This window comes from Rhodococcus sp. D-46, from assembly GCF_011290655.1.
GTDB classification, from domain to species: domain Bacteria; phylum Actinomycetota; class Actinomycetes; order Mycobacteriales; family Mycobacteriaceae; genus Rhodococcus_F; species Rhodococcus_F qingshengii.
Genome location: NZ_JAANTF010000001.1, coordinates 607,301 through 625,693 on the forward strand (window position 1 = coordinate 607,301; position 18,393 = coordinate 625,693).

An 18,393-nucleotide genomic window follows, 5' to 3' on the forward strand; every position below is an offset into this window, starting at 1 on the left:
GTCAGGGGAGCAGTCCCAACCTCCGGGCGGTCACCACGGCTTCGTGGCGTGAGCTCGCGTCCAGCTTTCCCATCGCGCTTCGCAGATAGCTCTTGACTGTTTCCGGGCGAAGGGAAAGCCGTTGGCCGGCTTCGATGTTGGTGCAGCCGAGTGCGACCTGAGAGAGAACGTCCACTTCACGCGGGGTGAGCGTGACTTCGGATTCGGCGTCGGCGGTAGGACGCAGCAGGTTGGCCAAACGCTGGGAGAGTCCGCGGAGTTTGGTCTGCAAGTCGGTGTCGGTGACGGTCTGGGCGACACTGCGTAGTTCGGCGTGGACTCCGCGGATCTCTTCCGAAGACATACCGTCGGCGGTAGTCGCGGCGGCGGCCTGCAGTAGTTGCAGGCGACGATCGACTTCGTCGCGGATGGCGAACTCCATCCCGAGACGCCGGGATGCGCCGACCATGACGTCTGCTGTGCGGTCACCCAACGGAGCGGAATCGCGGATCGCGGCGTAGAGCACAGCGCGCGATTTTCCCGAAACCATGACCGGAACGGCGATGATCGAATGCAGGCCCTCGCTGAGAACAGGACGGTCGAAGTGATGAGTGATGGACTGCGAATTGCCGTAATCGTTGACGGTGATCGGTGAACCCTGGGCTACGACGCGTCCGCCCATGCCCGAGCGCGGCGGGATGGCCAAGCCCTTGAGGTTGTTGGTGCGGGTGCCGACGAATTCGCTCAGGTGCAGGGTTCCGTCCTGGACCTCGCCTCCGAACAGCACGGGAACAACGCCCTGAGCTGCGATTGTGCGGAGTTCACCTCGCATTGCGTCCCCGTCGCGGGGGCGCAGAAGTGACGAAGCATGTCGGTTCACGCAGGTACCCCTTTCTGGGGGTAGTGAAGTTCTCTTGTGAGCTAGATCATAGGGGGTGAACAGTACGTATGACGAGCCGCCAACGTAACCGGTCGGGCCAACCATACGACGATCGATAAGGAGCAAGTTGATGAGCACCGATCCCACCGCACGGGTGCGCGAGCTGCTGGACCAGTACGACACCCCGCATGCCAGCGCCGCAGAATTGCTCTGCGATCGGCATCCCGCGGATGGCGTTGCATTCACCGTCGTCGAGGCAGACCTTAGCTCGGTGGACCTCACGTACGGTCATCTACGTGAGCAGTCGGCGCGTTTCGCAGCAGCTCTGGCGGACCTCGGAGTCGAGCCGGGTGACAACGTAGCGACTCTCATGGGCAAGTCAGCGGATCTCGTGGTCGCGCTCCTCGGGATCTGGCGCCGCGGCGCGGTCCACGTGCCGTTGTTCACGGCATTCGCCTCGCCCGCCATCGCATTCCGCTTGACGGCCAGCGGTGCGAAGGTCGTCATTTCCGACGCCAATCAGCTCGAGAAGCTCGCGCCGGGAGAGGACATCCCCGCCGACGCAGCGTGGCAGGTCATCGTCGCGGGCGGCGCGGCCGGTGACGAGTTGGACTTCGACGCACTTGTCGCAGCTCAGGATGCCGAAGACGCGAAGGGCGCTGCTCAGGCCGTCGGCGGAAATGCACCGATGGTGCAGTTGTTCACCAGTGGCACCACGGGAACACCCAAGGGCGTGCCGGTACCGGTGCGTGCGCTCGCGTCGTTCCACGCCTACCAGGAGTTCGGCCTCGACGTCCGAGAGGACGACGTGTTCTGGAACGCCGCAGACCCGGGCTGGGCGTACGGGCTGTACTACGCGTTGCTCGGCCCGCTTGCCGCCGGCACGCGAAGCCTTCTGCTGCACGCCGGATTCTCCGCGCCGCTGACGTGGCAGATCATCGAGAAGTTCGGTGTCACCAATTTTGCCGCCGCTCCGACCGTCTACCGCAGTCTGCGTGCCGACAAGGCGCCGGTTCCGGAAGGCATCTCGCTGCGCCGCGCTTCCTCGGCCGGTGAGCCCTTGACTCCGGATGTTGTTGCGTGGTCGAAGAACTCGTTGGGCGTCGAGGTCCGTGATCACTACGGCCAGACCGAGCACGGCATGTTCATCGTCAACGCCTGGGCCGACGGACTTCGCGACGATGTCCGTCCCGGATCCATGGGTCGTCCGTTGCCGGGTTGGTCTGCCGCTGTGCTGGAAGACAATTCGGATGACATTGCACCGGCCCGCACTCAGGGCCGCGTGGCGATCGATACTCACAACAGCCCGTTGATGTGGTTCACCGGGTACGTCGATGCGCCGGAGAAGACGAAGCAGCGATTCAGCGAAGACGGCCGCTGGTACATCACCGGTGATGCGGGAATGACGGACGAGGACGGATTCTTCTTCTTCTCCTCGCGCGACGACGACGTCATCATCATGGCGGGCTACCGCATCGGTCCCTTCGACGTCGAGAGCGTGCTGGTCATGCACGAGCACGTCATCGAGGCCGCCGTGGTGGGCATGCCCGACGAGTTGCGTGGTGAGGTTCTCGAGGCGTTCGTCGTTCTTCGCGAAGGTGTCGACGGTGACGACGAACTCGAGAAGGAACTGCAAACCCTGGTGAAGAAGAAGTTTGCAGCGCACGCATACCCGCGCACAGTGCACTTTGTTCCGAACCTGCCCAAGACCCCGAGTGGCAAGGTTCAGCGGTACATCTTGAGGAAGGGATAAACCCTGCTGTGCGCCTTTATTAACCCCCGGCGGTTAATAAAGGCGCACAGCAAGGTCAGCGCCGACGAATTCTGCCGACCACCATGAGGGCGACCAGGGTGACTGCGAGCAGCAGTGTCGTATTTGCTGCGGCAAGAAATACCTGGCCACGGTCGGTGAGTCCGAAGATGCTGACCGGCAAGGTCTTCCATGTCGCCGGGTAGACCATGACCGTTGCGCCCAGCTCACCCATCGACAGTGCGATGGAAAGCCCGGCGGCCGCACCCAACGCTGGGAGCAGCAGCGGTAGCGTTACCCGTGTCAGCACCCGCACCGGGCCGGCGCCGAGTGATTCGGCAGCTTGACGGTAGGCGGGATCGAGCCGTTCGAGCGCGGCCGATACGGAACTGAAGGCAAAGGCAAGCACCAAAACCGTGTGAGCGAGAATCACGATCCACTTGGTGCCGCCGAGCAGTAGCGGGCGCTCGTTGAAAGTGATGAGCAGACCCAAGCCGATCGAGACCGACGGAACCGCAATCGGTAAATGGAATACGGCATCGGTGATGCGCCGCAGCCACATCGGTGCCTCACGCGAGGCCAGCGCGGCCCACGTTCCGACGATCAATGCCAATGCCCCCGCGATGAATGCAGTCTGCAAACTGACGATCAGGCTGGCGAAGTGCTCATCGGACAGCGCCGTGGAGAAGTTCTTGCCGCCGAGATTCGACGGGAGTGGACCGGTCCACGATCCGGCCAAGGCAGCCGCGACGACGGTGGCGATGGGCGCGACGAAAACCACCGCGACGACCAGGGTGAAGAATCCGAGTACGAGGGCCCTAGAGCTTCGTGTCCACAGCAGCACGGCTGCCTCCCATCAATCTGTTGAAGGTGAATCGGTAGAGGCAGTACAGGCCGAGTGAGAGTGCGACCTGGACCGTCGCGATCACTGCCGCGCCGGGCAAGTCGAAGGTGACAATCCCGCGGGTGTAGATGAGGACCGGAAGAGTTACGACGTCTTTAGCCCCGGTGAAGAGCACGATGCCGAATTCATTCAGTGTCATCAGAAGTACGAGCGATCCACCGGCCAGGAGGGCCGGCCACGCTTCCGGCATCACCACCTGCCGCAGAACTCGGACGGGTGACGCGCCGAGACTGGCTGCCACGTCGAGTTGTTCACGCGGAATCTGGGTGAACGCTGCCAATAGCGGACGCACGACAAAGGGTGTGAAGAAAGTGATTTCGGCCGCGATCACACCGAACGGAGTGTTGAGGAAATTCAGTGGGCCGCTCGCATCGCCGGTGATGCGGACGATCAAGGCGTTGACGGCGCCGGCTGTCCCGTACAGGAACGTGAACGCCAGCGTGATCAGGAAAGACGGCAGGGCGAGCACCGTGTCGATCAATCGCCCCACCACCTTGGATCCGGCGAACGGAACGAAGGCCAGCACCAAGGCGAGGAAGGTTCCCAGGATCAGGCAACCCAGGGTCGACGCCACGGCGATTTGGATGGTCCGCCAGAGCGCGGTTCTGAACAGTTCCGAACCGAGCACCGAAGACCACGTGGACAACCCGGTGCCATCTGCGGTGCTCAGAGATTCCGTGAGGACACGCGCAGTGGGATAGACAGCAAACACGAGGACAAGAAGCAGTGGTGGCAGCGTCCAGCCGATCCGGCGCCACGCGATCGGGTCTTTGTGCTGGGGCGCAGCGGTTTCGGGGCGTTCCAGGGTTGTCGTCATGGGTGGCGATCCGCCGGAACCAGGACACTGCCGTCCGTGGGCAGGACGACGCCCACTTCGGTGTCGACCGGTCGTTCGTCGTGCCCTGGAACATCCGCGTCGACGCGGACATCGTCGAGGCCACGTACAGCCAGCGTCAGACGCGTCGTGGAACCGCGCCAGACGCTCGAGACGATGCGCGCCGGGAATGATCCTCGTGCGCCGAGGCCGGTTACGGCTACCGCGTGTGGACGAACACACAGGTAGGCGTCCATGTCGGACTCCCATTCGATGTGCCCGATCTCGGGCTGCGGGGCGTGAGCAGTGAACGGCGTGCCACCGATCGAGACCAGCGCGGAGGTGCCGATGACGCGTGTGACGGTGCAGGGCAGCAGGTTGGCACCCCCGAGGAACGCCGCGGTGAAGCTGGACGGCGGACGTTTCCACAAGGCCTCAGCGGTGTCGATGTCCGCGAGTGTGGCGTTGCGCATCACTGCGATTCGGTCTGCCAGCGCCAGGGCTTCACTCTGATCGTGCGTCACATAGAGCATGGCTGTGTCAGGTAGTGCTGCGCGCAGTCTCGCCAGTTCGCCGAGCATGCTCTCGCGAAGTTGAGCATCCAGGGCGGCCAGTGGTTCGTCGAGGAGGAGTACTCCAGGGCGAATTGCCAACGCTCGGGCAATGGCGATTCGCTGCTGTTGACCGCCGGAAAGTTCACGGGGAAGCCGCTTTCCGTACGCCGACATCCCGACCATGTCGAGGGCTTCGGCCACGCGAGGGCCGATCTCCGACCGCGGCACGCGATGGGCTCGGAGTCCGAAGGCTACGTTTTCGGATACTCGCATGTGCGGGAAGAGAGCGTACGACTGAACGACGACGCCGATACCGCGTTGTGCGGGAGGCAGATTGGTGATGTCTCGGGTGCCGAGCTTGACGGAACCGGACGTGGGGCGGACAAATCCCGCGAGGGCCTTCAGAGCGGTCGACTTGCCGGATCCACTGGGCCCCAGCAGTGCCACAGTTTCACCCGGCGCCACTCGTAGATTGAAATCGACGAGTGCATGGGTTGCGGTCTTCCCGCGGCCGTAGGCGACGTTGACGCGATCGAAGGTGATGGCCGGAGCAGAATGTTCGATCGCTCCGTGAACACCGACGGTCTCGGGGAGCGTCCGCCCCAGTCTGGTTCTTGCCATGATCAGCTCCCGGTGGCTTTCTGGTAAGCGGCGATGTCGGCGTCGAGCGAGCTGAGGACGTCGTTCCAGTCCGGGGTCCACACATTCACGCCCTGCAGAACTCCGGAAGGCGTGTTCTTGTCGGTGGATTCTCCGGCAGCGCTTCGGACGTCCTCGCGGACTGATACGCCGAGTGCATCGGTGGCGACGGTCTTCTGCGATTCTTCGGAGAGCAGGAACTCCATCAACTTCTTGGCTTGTTCGCTGCTCGGTGCGCTCTTGGCGAGGCCCATCACGTAGGGCAGTGCAATGGTGGTGCGAGTGCCGTCGGCTCCAGCGGGGAAGAAGATGTCGAACTTCGATCCGTCGTCGGCGATGGAGGCGAGGTTCATCTGGACGTCACCGTTGGCGACCAGCAGCTCTCCGTTACTGACCTTGGGCTGGAGCTTTCCGGTGGAAGACGAGGGTCCGACGTTGTTGGCCTGGAGCTTTCCGAGGTAGTCGAGTGCTCCTTCCTTACCCATCAGGTGCTGGAGCAGCAAGAGCACCGCGGTACCGTCGCCGGCCTGGCCGGGCGTGGAGTACTGCAACTTGCCCTTGAACTGGTCAGTGAGCAGATCGTCCCAAGATTGTGGGGCGGGTGATGCAGTCGGATTGGCGATGAACGAGAGGTAATTCTCGACGACGGGTACGTACTTGCCGGCGTCGTCCTTCTCGTCGGCAGGAACGGCGGAGGTGTCGATTCCGCTGGGCTCGAGCAGACCTTGGGCGTCGGCCTTCTGGATGAACGGGGGCAGCGTGATGATCACGTCTGCCTGTGGGTTGGACTGCTCCTTTTCGACGCGGGAGACGACCTCGCCGGATCCGGCTTCCACGAGGTTGACGGCGATACCGGTCTGCGCGGTGAAGGCGTCGAATCTTCCCTTGTACCAACCGGACAGGCCGTCGGCGCTGTATACGGTGACGGTCTCGGTGTCTGATCCGGCAGCAGTGCCGGTGCCACCGCAGGCAGTGGTGAACGAAAGGACGGACACGGCGAGAGCGGCCGCAGCGATGCTCGGGCGTAGACGCATGACGATTCCTTTTTCGGAGGTGAGATCAGGAGTGGGTGAGGAGTTCGGCGAACTCCGTCACGGACGGGACGATGTGGGTGGCTCCGGCGTCGCGAAGCTGTTGCTCGTCGTGTGCGCCGGTCAGAGTTCCGGCGACGATGGATGCGCCGGAACGAATGCCGCTGAGCACGTCGTTGGACGTGTCGCCGAGTACGGCGATCTGGTGGACGTCGTCGATCGAAAGTTTGAGCAGGGCAGCCAGAATCAGGTCCGGGTGCGGTCGACCGCGACCGGCCTCGGCGGGGGAGAGGGTGAGATCGGCGAGGGTTTCCCAGCCGAGCGCGACGAGGAGTTTGTCCTGCGTCGATCGGCTGAACCCGGTGGTCAAGGCAACTTTGATGCCGGCCTCGCGCAAAGTGGTGATGGCTTGCTCGGCGCCGGGGATCGGCTCGGCCAGGCCCTGGTCGATGAGGGAGTCGTACGTGGTTTCGAAGGCGGCGTTCGCGGCCTGGGCGCGGTCTTCGTCACCGAAGATCGCCCGGAACACGACGATCTTCGACTGGCCCATCGTGTCGAGGACGTACTGGCGAGCGGCGTCGGCTTCCGGGCCTTCGGCGGGCAGTCCGCCGGCTTCAGCGGCGGCAGCGAAGGCGCGAAGAACCAGTCCGTCGTCGGCGACGGTGGTGCCGGCCATGTCGAGAACGGCAAGGGTGATCGGAGACATGAGAAGTCTTTCTTGTCGGAGAGATTCAGAGACCGAGCTGGTCGGCGGTTTGTTCCGCCAGTGCCGGGCCGAGCGTCATACCGCGGCCACCGGGGCCGGCAACCACCCAGACGTTGTCGGCAGCTTGTGCGCGGTGAACAAGTTGTGAGGGGTCGATGCACTGGCTGTAGACGCCCGCCCAACGCTTGACGATTGGCGGAAGATCGCGTCCCAGAAGTGTTTCCACGACTCCGGACAGATGGCGATAGGGCGCCTCGTCGACATCGAAGTCGAAGGGTTCTTCGTATTCGTGGGTATCGCCGATGGTCAGCCCGCCGTGCAAGCGCTGCACGCACAGGAGTTGCATGCGGTGCTCCTCGGCAGTCGGTTCCTGCGGCTGTACTGTACGGAGGTGATCGAGGGCAGATCCGGCGAAACCCGGGTAGTAGCGGAAGCTGTCACCGTCAGCGATTGCGGTGGTGAGCTTTTCGCCGAGTGGGGCGCTCTGCATCATCTGCAGGCGCACACGGCGCAACGGGAGATCGCCGGCGAGATCGCGAGCCAATCCGCCGAGTGTTGCTCCGGGGCAGACGATCACGAGATCGGCGTCGAAGCTGCGACCGTGGTCGTCGCGGATGTGTGCGCCGGAGGTGGTCGTCGTGATCTCGCGGGCTTCCGTTCCGGCGTGGAAGGTGTAACGGCCGGTGGATTCGAGGTAAGAACGGATGGCGGGGAGCGCTTGCCGTGACTCGACAGCGGCGTCCAGCGTGCAGTGCAGTCCGCCGAGAAACTTGCCCCGGAGCGCGGGGTTGACGACGCGAACGGCGTCGGGATCCAGAAGCGCGAACCCTCGGTTGTCGGCGTCCGGCCGAGAGAACGCTTCCTGCGCGACCGCGACCTCCTCCTCGGTGCGCATGAGGGTGATGGAGCCGGCTGGGCGGTATCCGACGCCGGGGACACGGGCGGCAAGGTCTGCCCACAGTTCGCGCGAGCGCAGCGCAGCTTCGAGTTCGTGCGGGGCTCGCCCGGATACCCAGACGAGGCCGAAGTTCCGTACCGTGGCACCGCGGGCTTCGGGCTCACGTTCGAGATGGATGACGTCGTGTCCCCGACGGATTGCCTCGTCGGCGTGCGCCGTTCCGAGGATCCCTCCGCCCACAATCAAAATTCGCATGTAGAGATAGTGACGTTTGGTCTAGACCAATAGGGGGAATCGAGACGAACTCCAGGTTAACAATTGGTATAGACCGAATTCTTGTACGCTTGCGCCATGAATCAGCAGACGTCCACCGGGCCGGGGACCTCGAGCGTCGTGATCGAACCGGAGTTGAAGTACTACCGGGTGCACACCGAGATCGAGACCATTCTCAGTGGGCTCGAGGAGGGCGACGCAGTCCCGTCCGAGCGGGAATTGGCGGCGCGGTTCACAGTCGCTCGCGAGACGGTCCGTCAAGCGCTTCGTGATCTTCTTGTCGAAGGGCGAATCGAGCGGCGGGGGCGGGGCACTGTCGTCGCGAGTCCGAAGTTGGTTCAGCCGCTATCGATTCGTTCCTATACCGAAGGTGCTCTGAGCGCTGGGCGAGTACCCAGTCGTAAGGTTGTGACCTTCGAACGAATGTCGGCCGACGACGGTCTCGCCACGGAATTGGGTATCGAACCAGGTGACAGCGTCGTTCACCTCGAGCGTGTTCTCTTCGCCGACGGAGAGAAGATCGGACTCGAATCAACGTTCCTGCCGGACAGCAGGTTCGGTGAGATGCTCGACGCTTTCGATGCGACGACGTCGCTGTACGCGGCTATCCGTTCCATCGGCGTGGTCTTTGCCTCCGCAACCGAACGGATCGAGACGGTGCTCGCTTCACCGCGGGAGGCAACCCTCGTCGAGTCCACCACCTCGATGCCGATGCTTCTATTGCACCGGACCTCCGTCGATCCGGACGGTGTGCCGATCGAGCGGGTTCGCTCGCTCTACCGCGGCGACCGCATTGCCTTCTTGACGACGTTGCGGGAGTGATGGCCGTGGACGACGCAGGCGACATCACACTCGCGAGTTATGAGGCCGGTGCGAATCTGTATGCAGCTAGACCGTATGTCATGGGGGAGGCGATGGTCCGGTACCTCGCCCGGATCGCCAAGCTGGTGGACGGAGGGACGATTCTGGAACTCGGCAGTGGTCCCGGCCGTGATGCCGAGTACCTCGAATCTCTCGGAGTATCGGTGGCGCGCACTGACGGCGCACTCGCCTTCGTGGAAATGATGAGGGCAGAGGGTTTTACAGCTGAGGTTCTCGACATGCGAACTGGGCAGTTCAACGGAACGTACGATGCCGTGGTGGCAAATGCAGTCCTGCTTCATTTGCGACGCGACGAGTTCGAATTCGTCGCGAGAAAGTCGCGAGGTGTAGTCGGGGCAGAGGGAATTTTCGCGTTCACGGTCAAGAGGGGCGACGGAACCAGTTGGAGCAAAGCGAAATTGGGGTTGCCGCGCCACTTCACATTTTGGCAGGAGGACCAACTTCGTCAGGTGCTCGGCAGAAGCGGGTGGGAAACTTTGTCAATCGACGCCGTGGTCGGTCCCACTGCCGATTGGTTGCATGTCATTGCACGGGCGAACTGACAATCAGGCAACGGCTCCGGTCACGCGTGTGAGGTGAACATGTCCACGAGCCCCTGGGGTGCGTTCTCGCCGAAGCACATGTCCAGTCCATCAGCGGACTGTTGTGCCTCCGCGGCGCTGCGTGGGAATAGGCGCTCTTCGTAGACAGCTAGCCCTTCCTCCGTGCTGCTGTGCGACGCGATCGCCTGGCCGAGTTCCGCGCCGTCGAGCATTGCCAGGTTCGCACCCTCTCCGGCAAACGGCGACATGACGTGTGCCGCGTCCCCGAGCAGAGTGACCCCGGGAGTACGGCTCCAACTGTGGCCGATGGGAAGGGCATGGATGGGGCGAGGGGTCAGCGAGCTGTCGGCTTCGACGATCAGTGAACGCAGTGACTCGTCCCAGTCCGAGAAGTGTTCCAGCAGAACCTTCTTCGCGATGTGATCGTCGGAGAAGTCGACACTCGCTGCCCAGCTCTCGGGAACTCGCAGGGCGGCATAGATGTGCAGACTGTTGTCGGTCTCACGGTGGGCAAGGAAGCCCTTGTCGGCACTGAGTGCGAACATCATTCCGCCGCCGACGGTTTCAGCGGCATCCACGTGCTGGTTGTCGGCGTCGTGAAGGTCGAACTCCACGAATGATATTCCGGTGTACGCAGGAGTGTCGTTTGAAACCAATGGACGGATTTTCGACCACGCACCGTCGGCGCCGACCAGGAGATCGGTGGTGAAGTGGGTTCCATCCGCGAGGTGAACTTCGTGTCGACCATCCGGCAACGGATGAGCACTGCGGACCTTGGCTCCCCAGTGGATTGTTTCCTTCGGAATTGAGCTGAGCAGTAGGTCACGGAGCTGGCCGCGGTCGATTTCCGGGCGGTCGCCGTCTCCGGTGTCCTGCTCGCTCAGGTGCACGACGGCATTTCGATCGAGGACGCGTGTCTCTTCCCCGCCTTGATGAACGAGGGCGCGGAACTCCTCATAGAGGCCGGCGGCACGAAGCGCGATCTGACCCGAGTCTTCGTGGATGTCGAGCATCCCGCCTTGAGTTCTGGCTGTCGGTCCGGATTCGAGATCGAATACCGCCGAATCGATTCCGCGGAGATGGAGGACTCGGGCGAGGGTGAGGCCGCCGAGGCCGGCGCCGATGATTGCGATGGGGTAGTGGTTCATGGTGGGTTCCTAAGAAGTGAGTGGGGTGTTCTCGATGCCGGTGATGAGCGTGCGGAATCCCCAGGAGAGGCGCGCCGAGGGTTCACCGGCAAGTAGAGCTGTTGCATGTCTTGCGACGAGTGGGTGCGTCTGCGGGTTTGCGTTCTGGATTGCGTCGGTCAACGCGCTCCATCGGGCATCCGCGTCGGCGGAATTGTTCGGCGCCGAGTGTTCGGCAGCAGTGGACGTCGCGTACTGCAGTAGCAAGTCCACGCCCCACGCGGCTTGACCTGGAGGGACTTCGCCTTCGTCGAGCAATGCCAGCAGGCGCTCGAGCAGGCGTACGTAGTGAACTCCGCTGGGTCGGGAAACGAGTGCCGACTGGGCGAGACCGGGATGATCGAACAGCACGGCCGTGTACGAGGTCAACACCCGTTCAAGGCGAGCTTGCCAAGTGCCGGAGGAATTTTCGGCGAGGTCAACCACTCCGAGAAGTGTGTCCAGAACGGCGGCGTGCAATTCGGCGGTATTGCGCACGTACACGTACATCGATGCCGGCCCGGTGTCGAGTTCGAGGGCGAGTCGACGCATGGTCAACTTCTGCAACCCCTCCGATCGCAAGATTTCCACCGCGGTACTGACGATGCCCTCGCGTGTCAGAGCGGGTTTGGCCGGACGATTGCGTCGGCTCGATGGACTTGCTGGCTGGTTGGGCATGTTTTTACCGTACACGAACATGTTCGTAACGAACATGTTCGTTGGATCACGCACTGAACGTCCACCGCTGTGCGGAGCCATATCGGGAGCGGTGGGTTACATGCCTGTACCGCCGGAGAGCATTGCGATCGTCAGCAGGATGCCGCCGACTATGCCCACGAGCGGGCTATCGCTGTCGAGAAGCCAGTCGTTCAACGATCCCATGAGTGCCTCTTTCGGGTTTCGATCTGTCGACGGTCGAGCCTATCGACAGATCGAAACCCGAGATGTCACTTTCGTCCGAATTGTGGATCGGACCCGAGGTGATCAGCCGTAGACGTTGCCCGGGCTGATCAACTTGGTGATCGGCACCATCAAAGCACTGGTCAGGTCGGTCTCTCCGTCGATGTCGGTGTTGATGAAGACGACCAGGGTTGTGTCCTTCTCGGGCAAGTAGACCGAGACTGTCTTGTAGCCGGGCAGGCTTCCGTTGTGACCGATCCAGCCGCCGCTGTTGAACAATCCGAGTCCGTACCCGGAGTTGTCGTCCCCTTCGCCCAGGGGCTCGGTGTGCAGGCGCTGCTTCTGAGTGTCGTCGGCGAGGAGATCGCCCTTGGCCAAGGCCGGAACCCAGATGCGCAGGTCGTCCAACGACGAGATCATTGCGCCCGCGGCGCCTCCCCACGACGGGTTCCAGTCCGTTGCTGCGGTCACGGATTCGTCGAGTGTTTGGTTGGTGTATCCCTGTGCGTGGGGGTTCGGGAACGCGTTGGTGGTGGGAAAGCTGGTGTGCTCCATTCCGAGTGGTGTGGTGATCTTGGTGTCGATGACGTCCGACAGTGTTGAGCCGGTGACCTTCTCGATGACCATGCCGAGCAGAAGGGTGTTGGTATTCGAGTAGTCGACAGTGGTTCCTGGTCGAATTTGGAGTGGGAGGTCCTTGACGTATCCGAAGAGCTCTTCGGATGTGAATGATCGGCGAGGGTCGGAAAGAACATCCATGACAAACTGTTCGGACGTCGTGTAGGCCACGAGGCCGCTGCGCATCCCCGCCAGCTGGCGCAGGCTGATCGCATCGCCTTCCATGACGCCGTCGACGTACTTGGAGATCGGATCATCGAGACCGATCTTTCCCTCGTCGACCAATTGCAGCAGGGCGGTCACGGTAAATGTTTTGGTGACGCTACCGATCCGGTGGTAGAAGTCGGTTTCCATCGGCGCTTTGGTTGCCGTATCCGAGACTCCTGCAACCTTGACGTAGTTGCCGTCGGGCCCCCAAATGCCCACCATCGCACCGGGAATCCCGGTCGAATTCACCGCTGCGTCGACGATCGAATCGAGCTGGTCGGTGATGGTCGAGTCCATGATCTTGTCGGATGTGTCTGTGGATTTGTCCGTGCTGCAGCTGATTACAGCTCCAACCATGGCGCTGCACAGGCCGACAAGCAGGATGCGTCTTGCTCCGGTTTTCATGAGTCGAACTCTGCCTGCCCGAGGGCACTCACACATCGACCCCGGGTACGGCAGACGCAGTCCCCAGGTACCTCCTCAACCGGTACCGGGGGACTACGGAACCCTGGCCTGAACCCTTGACTTGGGTCAGAGTCCGCCGTCGAAGAACGCCGCCAGCGCGGGTGCCGGGTCTGCCGCGGTGCCCATATTTGCTACGCCGACAACGATCAATCCCAGCGTGAACAGTGCAGCGAGAAGACCGATCGACCCCGACACGAATCTCGTCCGTCGCTCGGATCGCGCCGTTCTCGCGAAGCGTGCCCACACGACCACAGTCACGGCCAGTGATATTGCTGCCGCGATCAGCGCGATCACCGCCATGGCCAAGTGATACCGCGCGAAGTCGCTGATTATCAGTTCGAGGACAGGGCTTTGCTGGTTTCCGGTGCCCGTCGACTGAGCGAGCTGTTGGCGGACCTGCCCGACAGTGTCGCCAGGTGCCCCATCCGCCTGGGCCACGGGCAACATCGAGATCAGCGAAGAGAAGGGTGCAACGACACCTTGGATATTTGCCATCACGAGTACCGAGGAAAACATCGCGAGGAGCGTGACCAGCCCTCCCGCCGAGACGAATGCGAGCTTCTTTCCAGCCGTCAGGGGGCCGGCGTTCACGAACGACGCCTTGAGCATCCGGCCGAGTGCGAGCAGAACCGTCAGCAGGATTACCGCGATCACGGCCTTGGCCACGTGGTACCGCAGCCAGTAGTCGACAGCGGACTCCAAGCTCGGCGAGAAGGCTTGGACACCGGAACTCCAGTATTCGACGAACGCGGCGCGGACCGTCTCGACGAGTTCTCCCTGGTCTGCGTACCCATCACCCGGCCTACTCGTCAGCATGCCCGGGGCGAGAACGAAGGCAGCGGAGAAACCGGCGACCAGCGCGATCAACGCGGCGATCTTGCGACCTGAGGACTGCGTCGAGCGCGACGGCCCCGCAGTGTTGTGCCGTGAAGAATTGTGCAGTGGGATTCCTCCAGCGTGATGAGCGATCATCTGGTCACCGTCCACAAAGTCATGTCACCGAGTGTAGAAATCGGTACACCGGACTTCATCGTTCGAGAGGATGATATTTCCGGCGACGGCGTCCGCCCGCCCTCGCCGCTGCCGTCGACATCCTCCTCAGCACTCGACGACATTGACGGCGAGCCCGCCTTCACTGGTTTCCTTGTAACGCACGGACATGTCGTTTCCGGTTTGGCGCATGGTTTCGATGACGGTATCGAGGCTCACCACATGCGTCCCGTCGCCGAGGTATGCGAGCTGAGCTGCGGTGACTGCAGTCGAGGCGGCTACGGCATTTCGTTCGATGCATGGGATTTGGACCAGGCCACCAACCGGATCGCAGGTCAGCCCCAGATGGTGTTCCATGGCAATCTCAGCGGCATTCTCGATTTGTCGTGGCGATCCGCCCATGACAGCGCACAAGCCGGCTGCCGCCATCGCGCAGGCAGCTCCGACCTCGCCTTGGCACCCCGCCTCCGCGCCCGAGATCGAGGCATTCGCCTTGATGATCGATCCGATTGCGGCAGCGGTGAGGAGAAAGGTTCGAACGTCGTGAACACCGGCGCCCGCCGCACGTATGTGGTGGTATAGCACTGCCGGCACGATGCCTGCGGCACCGTTCGTCGGAGCCGTTACCACGCGGCCACCTGCTGCATTTTCTTCGTTGACCGCCATGGCGTAGACGGTCAGCCACTCGCGTGAGGAGGGTGCGCAGTTACGTTGTTCCAGTTGAATGTTCGCAGACCGTGCTCTTCGGCGAACTCCGAGACGCCCGGGCAATACACCTTCGGTCTGGGTGCCGCGTTCGATGCAGTCGCGCATCGCGGACCAGATCGCGTCGATGCCGGTGAATGCCCGATCCTGGCCGTGTATCGCGATTTCGTCCGACAGTGCCAGTTCGGCGATAGTTCCGGAGCCGCATTCCGCCAGTAGCTCTTTCGCGGTTCGATAGCGTGAGTTGATCGAATGCGCGCTTGCTTGCGTCTCCGTTCCGGCACGCAGTACGAATCCGCCACCGATCGACAGATATGTACTCGTACAGACGATTTCGCGACCGCTGAAGGCGGTCAGTGTCATCGAGTTGGGGTGCCCGTGACGGCGAACTAGCGGCTCGAACACCATGTCCTCGTGAGTGAACACAACGTGCCCGAGTGAGCCGCCGACGAGCTTCACCGATCCGCCGTCCGAGAGCTCGGCCCAACGCCCGTGAACGTCGTTCGGCTCGCACGTTTCAGGATCCATCCCACGAAGTCCCGCGATCACCGCGTCGGGAGTGCAGTGCCCTATTCCGGTGGCGGCGAGAGAGCCGTGCAGATTGCAGCGAATTCGGTCGACCGACGCGGTCAAGCCGGCGTCGGAGAGCTCGCCGACAAAAGTGCGGGCGGCTCGCATCGGACCGACCGTGTGTGAACTGGAGGGCCCGATGCCGATGGAGAAGAATTCGAGCGCGGAAACATAGACGCCGGTGGTGCTCATTCGGCGCTCGTGACGGTAGTCGCTCCTGACTCGCGCTGGGCCGCAATCGTCAGTAGGTTGGAGCGCGAGTCCCCGGTGGCGGCTCGGATCACAGTGCGTGCCATTGCAATTGCTCCGTGCAGAACAGCTTCGTCGCCCGCTGCGGAGCGGGCATCAGCGGCAAACTCGATCGTGTGAGGAACTCCGGTAACGCCGCGTAACGCGATCATCGGGTGGATCGAGGGAACCACCTTCGACACGTTGCCCATGTCTGTCGAGCCGCCGGTCAGGGGAGTTCGGGCGGCCGCGGTGCGGCCCAGGCTCGCGATCTCCTCGTCCCAGATCGTCGCCAGCACGCGATGTTGAACAAGCTCCTCGTAGCGCGGTTCGGCGCGTTCAGTCGACCAGGAGCAGTCGCTGGCCACAGCTGCGCCCTCGAAGCAGGCGAGCATACGACGCTTGGCGTCCAACAGCACGTCGAGTTCTGCGGCCCGAACTTCCGCTCGCACCAATGTCGAGGCCGGAATGATGTTTGTTGCTTCGCCGCCGTGCTCGACATAGGCGTTGAGCCTGACGTCGGAAGGAAGTTGTTGACGGAGAAGTCCGATGGCGACCAAGGCGATCGTGGCGGCGTCACCTGCGTTGATGCCCTTGTGTGGCGCAGCGGCCGCGTGTGCGGCTCTTCCGGTGTAGGTCACGTCGAACCGGTCGACTGCCTGCGTTCCGGTGACGGTGCAGCTGACGTCTTCACCTGCAGCGCCGTGGACCATGATCGACATCGCCGCGCCCTCCCATGCGCCACGTTCGAGCAGCAAGACTTTCCCGCCGCCATGTTCTTCGGCCGGCGTACCGAGAAGGACGACGGTCAGGCCGTGTTCCTCCGCGACCTCTCCGAGCGCGATCGCTGCTCCCAGTCCGGCAGCGGCGATGACATTGTGTCCACACGCATGACCGATGTCGGGAAGGGCGTCGTACTCGGCGCAGACGACGACGCGGAAATGGCCGGAGCCCCGCACCGCTTCGAATGCCGTCTCGAGGCCGTAGGCGGCGCGAGTAACCGTGAAGCCGGCTTCCTGCGCGGCGTCCGCCAAGAGGGCCGACGCATGATGCTCTTCGAATGCCAATTCTGGGTGAGCATGGATGGTGTGGCTGACGTCGATGAGGCGTGATGCCCACTTCTCGATCGTGCTCGAAACCGAGTCTGTGCGGGTGCGGGTGTCTGCGATGGACATGGGTATTGTTTCCTTTCAACATCTTTGGTTCTCTGTGTCTTCGGATCGCGGTGTCTTCGGTTCTCAGCGTCTTCGGGTGCAGTTCTAGTGCCAGAGGCCCAGCGCGAACCTCCGCGACGACCACGGAAAGTAGGTAAGAGGCGAGGATCGCGACGATTCCGACGGGCACGATCTTCCAGCCGATCGTCTTGAGCAAGGGAAGGTCCTTGCCGAGGCTGAGACCTGCGACAGTCAAGGTGAGGGTGCAGATCGAGAGAAAGTCGACACTCCCGACGGTGCTCGAGACGAAATCACCGATGGGGGACCACGGTGTTGTCGCCAAGGCGCCGATGGTGATGATTGCGATCATCGCCGCGATCTTGCCGCGGGTCAGGCGGGCCACGCCGACGCCCAGGAGCAACAATCCGGTGAGGATCAAGTAACCGACGATGATCGATCGAGATACGCCACCCGCTGCGATCGAGGAGACGATGACCCCACCGACGAACAGAATCGGAACGATCGTGGTCAGCGGCACGGTGGCGCTCGGCGCAACCGCTCGTGGGGCAGTGTCGGCTTTCCGTTCGCTGGTCGTCTTCGAGCGCTTGGTGAGTGCGCCGTAGATTCGATCAGCAAGGGGGAGTGCGACATACATGCCGACATACACGCCGAGGAGGCCGGTGATGATGTTGGATGTGGCCGCCACGGCGAGTACCTGGTCGGCCATCTCGGGGTGCGCCGAAACGACGCTGGCGGCAGCGGCAGCCATCATCGAGCCGGATCCGACGCCGGCACCCATCGCCAACGCGAGGGGGTCGAAGATGTTGAAGGATGTAGCCAGTGACGCAATCAGGCTGATCAGCACGGCACCGAACAGAGTGCCGAAGACGTACATCGACAGGACTCCACGGTACTGGTCGGAATCGGGGCCGTAGCGTTCGCTGACCATCGCGAAGGAACCCTCGCGGTCGATGGAGAAGGTTGCTCCGACGGTGGCCGGCCCCATCCGAAGGAGTACCGCCAGCGGGAGTGCGAGAGCGATAGTGCCGAACAAGTGCCCCAATTCCTGCAGTAGCAGTGCGGGGCCCGCCTCGAACAACAATTGGATGTTCGGGCCGATGGTGAAAGACAACCTTGCACAAAGCAAGAGAACAGCCAGGCCCATGATTGCCGAGGCCGCAGCCTGAAGGTCGAGGCCGAGTGGTTTCCACTTCTGGCTCGAGACGACACCGCCGGCAATCAGTCCCCACACCATGGGCAGGATCGTGATGGCGGCAGCGCCGACGGGAATCACTGCGGGGCCGATCAGTTGCGCGCCTGCCGCAAGCCCGAGGAGCAAAGTCACCACGATCCACAGGCGTGGCGTCTGCATGGCGAAAACGACTTTTTGCGTCGCGTTTTGATCGCTGACTGGGGAATCGTCATGCGAGACAGGGAATGCTTCGGTCATGTCGGTGTCTTTCTCGAGGGGGCGAACGAACGCAAGAAGTAAGGGTTCTCGAGGCTCAGGATTTGGTGGACTATTGATGTGATGAAGT

Annotated in this window: 16 protein-coding genes and 1 pseudogene; 3 read left to right on the forward strand and 14 right to left on the reverse strand. The window is 62.6% G+C overall.

The genetic code is table 11. The features are described 5' to 3' along the window. Position 1 precedes the first annotated feature (1 nt). Positions 2–811, reverse strand: coding sequence for a LuxR C-terminal-related transcriptional regulator (locus G9U53_RS02940; RefSeq protein WP_058038632.1), 810 nt, complete (start codon positions 809–811; stop codon positions 2–4). A 178-nt stretch (positions 812–989) separates the two neighbouring features. Here G9U53_RS02940 and G9U53_RS02945 point away from each other — a divergent pair, with 178 nt between their 5' ends. Further along, positions 990–2,612: an AMP-binding protein gene (locus tag G9U53_RS02945; RefSeq protein WP_042450797.1), complete on the forward strand. Its 1,623-nt coding sequence runs from the start codon at positions 990–992 to the stop codon at positions 2,610–2,612. Positions 2,613–2,667: 55 nt separating this feature from the next. On the opposite strand, the gene G9U53_RS02950 is transcribed toward G9U53_RS02945, so the two are convergent. Genes G9U53_RS02950 through G9U53_RS02975 form a run of 6 tightly spaced genes read right to left on the reverse strand, consistent with a single transcriptional unit; the run spans position 2,668 to position 8,410 of the window. Beyond that, the gene (locus G9U53_RS02950; RefSeq protein ID WP_058038633.1) at positions 2,668–3,453 is read right to left on the reverse strand and encodes an ABC transporter permease subunit; all 786 of its coding nucleotides are present in this window, start codon (positions 3,451–3,453) and stop codon (positions 2,668–2,670) included. Continuing rightward, positions 3,428–4,330 carry a 2-aminoethylphosphonate ABC transporter permease subunit gene (locus G9U53_RS02955; protein ID WP_042450795.1) on the reverse strand — a complete coding sequence of 301 codons (903 nt, stop codon included), beginning with the start codon at positions 4,328–4,330 and terminating at the stop codon, positions 3,428–3,430. Before G9U53_RS02955 ends, G9U53_RS02950 begins: the two co-directional genes overlap by 26 nt. After that, a complete protein-coding gene (locus G9U53_RS02960; RefSeq protein WP_058038634.1) occupies positions 4,327–5,502 on the reverse strand; it encodes an ABC transporter ATP-binding protein in 1,176 nt (391 codons plus the stop codon). The genes G9U53_RS02955 and G9U53_RS02960 overlap by 4 nt, the downstream gene beginning before the upstream one ends. A 2-nt stretch (positions 5,503–5,504) precedes the next feature. Further along, the gene (locus G9U53_RS02965; protein WP_165638304.1) at positions 5,505–6,554 is read right to left on the reverse strand and encodes a 2-aminoethylphosphonate ABC transporter substrate-binding protein; all 1,050 of its coding nucleotides are present in this window, start codon (positions 6,552–6,554) and stop codon (positions 5,505–5,507) included. A gap of 25 nt (positions 6,555–6,579) precedes the next feature. Then, positions 6,580–7,257 (reverse strand): phosphonatase-like hydrolase, encoded by a 678-nt coding sequence (locus G9U53_RS02970; RefSeq protein WP_058038635.1) that lies wholly within the window; start codon positions 7,255–7,257, stop codon positions 6,580–6,582. 25 nt (positions 7,258–7,282) lie between these two features. Next, positions 7,283–8,410 carry a TIGR03364 family FAD-dependent oxidoreductase gene (locus G9U53_RS02975; protein WP_007734899.1) on the reverse strand — a complete coding sequence of 376 codons (1,128 nt, stop codon included), beginning with the start codon at positions 8,408–8,410 and terminating at the stop codon, positions 7,283–7,285. A 96-nt stretch (positions 8,411–8,506) separates the two neighbouring features. Between G9U53_RS02975 and G9U53_RS02980 the strand changes: the two genes are divergently transcribed. Together G9U53_RS02980 and G9U53_RS02985 are read left to right on the forward strand one after the other, a co-directional pair. After that, positions 8,507–9,250 (forward strand): GntR family transcriptional regulator, encoded by a 744-nt coding sequence (locus G9U53_RS02980; RefSeq protein WP_165638305.1) that lies wholly within the window; start codon positions 8,507–8,509, stop codon positions 9,248–9,250. A 5-nt stretch (positions 9,251–9,255) separates the two neighbouring features. Next, positions 9,256–9,852, forward strand: a complete 597-nt coding sequence (locus G9U53_RS02985; RefSeq protein WP_165638306.1) for a methyltransferase domain-containing protein — start codon at positions 9,256–9,258, stop codon at positions 9,850–9,852. Between the two features lie 20 nt (positions 9,853–9,872). Here the strand turns inward: G9U53_RS02985 and G9U53_RS02990 are convergent, their stop codons facing one another. From G9U53_RS02990 to G9U53_RS33420, 7 genes and pseudogenes are all read right to left on the reverse strand, one after another. Continuing rightward, a complete protein-coding gene (locus G9U53_RS02990; RefSeq protein WP_165638307.1) occupies positions 9,873–11,000 on the reverse strand; it encodes an NAD(P)/FAD-dependent oxidoreductase in 1,128 nt (375 codons plus the stop codon). Positions 11,001–11,009: 9 nt separating this feature from the next. Further along, a complete protein-coding gene (locus G9U53_RS02995; protein WP_064688877.1) occupies positions 11,010–11,696 on the reverse strand; it encodes a TetR/AcrR family transcriptional regulator C-terminal domain-containing protein in 687 nt (228 codons plus the stop codon). Positions 11,697–12,002: 306 nt separating this feature from the next. Then, on the reverse strand, positions 12,003–13,148 hold the full coding sequence (locus tag G9U53_RS03000; RefSeq protein ID WP_165638308.1) for a serine hydrolase domain-containing protein: 1,146 nt from the start codon (positions 13,146–13,148) through the stop codon (positions 12,003–12,005). 126 nt (positions 13,149–13,274) lie between these two features. Beyond that, a complete protein-coding gene (locus G9U53_RS03005; RefSeq protein ID WP_207623864.1) occupies positions 13,275–14,180 on the reverse strand; it encodes a hypothetical protein in 906 nt (301 codons plus the stop codon). A gap of 126 nt (positions 14,181–14,306) precedes the next feature. Further along, a complete protein-coding gene (locus tag G9U53_RS03010; RefSeq protein ID WP_165638310.1) occupies positions 14,307–15,665 on the reverse strand; it encodes an L-serine ammonia-lyase in 1,359 nt (452 codons plus the stop codon). Next, positions 15,662–16,876: an amidohydrolase gene (locus G9U53_RS03015; protein ID WP_165638311.1), complete on the reverse strand. Its 1,215-nt coding sequence runs from the start codon at positions 16,874–16,876 to the stop codon at positions 15,662–15,664. The genes G9U53_RS03010 and G9U53_RS03015 overlap by 4 nt, the downstream gene beginning before the upstream one ends. Positions 16,877–17,531: 655 nt before the next feature. Beyond that, positions 17,532–18,305, reverse strand: a pseudogene (locus G9U53_RS33420) (DUF3100 domain-containing protein); the annotation flags it as partial. Positions 18,306–18,393: the final 88 nt, after the last annotated feature.